This is a genomic window from Paenibacillus anseongensis, assembly GCF_009757995.1.
Classification (GTDB): domain Bacteria; phylum Bacillota; class Bacilli; order Paenibacillales; family NBRC-103111; genus Paenibacillus_E; species Paenibacillus_E chondroitinus.
In genome coordinates, this window is sequence record NZ_WSEM01000017.1 from 1 (window position 1) to 714 (window position 714).

2 tRNA genes and 1 rRNA gene are annotated in these 714 nt (G+C 47.2%); all 3 read left to right on the plus strand.

Going from position 1 to position 714, the window contains the following annotated elements:
* Positions 1-143: 143 nt before the first annotated feature.
* Positions 144-260, plus strand: a 5S ribosomal RNA gene (rrf, locus tag GON05_RS23130).
* A gap of 82 nt (positions 261-342) precedes the next feature.
* Positions 343-419 (plus strand) — tRNA-Ile (locus tag GON05_RS23135).
* A 12-nt stretch (positions 420-431) separates the two neighbouring features.
* A tRNA-Ala gene (locus GON05_RS23140) sits at positions 432-507 on the plus strand.
* The last annotated feature ends 207 nt before the right edge of the window (positions 508-714 follow it).

A 714-nucleotide genomic window follows, 5' to 3' on the forward strand; every position in this document is an offset into this window, starting at 1 on the left:
TGCGGCTGGATCACCTCCTTTCTATGGAGACTCGGTCTTGATAAGACCAGTCAAGTGCGCAAGCACACAACGTTTACTCACTCGTGTTCAGTTTTGAAAGAGCAAGCTCTTTCAGCAAGATGGTGAAAACCATGTTGCACTCGTTTGGTGATGATGGCGGAGGGGACCCACGCGTTCCCATCTCGAACACGACCGTTAAGCCCTCCAGCGTCGATGGTACTTGAACCGCAGGGTTCTGGGAGAGTAGAACGTTGCCAAGCGGACCCATGGCAAGCTTTCGAAGAAAGCTTCGAAAGCTTGTAGGTGGGTTTTTATTTTGGGGAGTTTCCCCGAAACACATATTGGCCCTTAGCTCAGCTGGTTAGAGCGCACCCCTGATAAGGGTGAGGTCGGTGGTTCGAGTCCACTAGGGCCAACCAATTTTATACTTTGGGGCCATAGCTCAGCTGGGAGAGCGCCTGCCTTGCAAGCAGGAGGTCAGCGGTTCGATCCCGCTTGGCTCCACCAACTATCATTTTAAGACAAGAAATTCCAAGAAATTTCGACTTGAAATGAGATCGTGAGTTGTGATAAGATAACTTTCGCTGCTGAGATAGGGCAAAGAAATACGAATCACATTGAACATTTTGTTCCTTGAAAACTAGATAACGAAATGAAACGTAAAGTAAGAACTTAGGTAGCAATACCAAATGTATTTTTCTAGGTTAAGCTAGA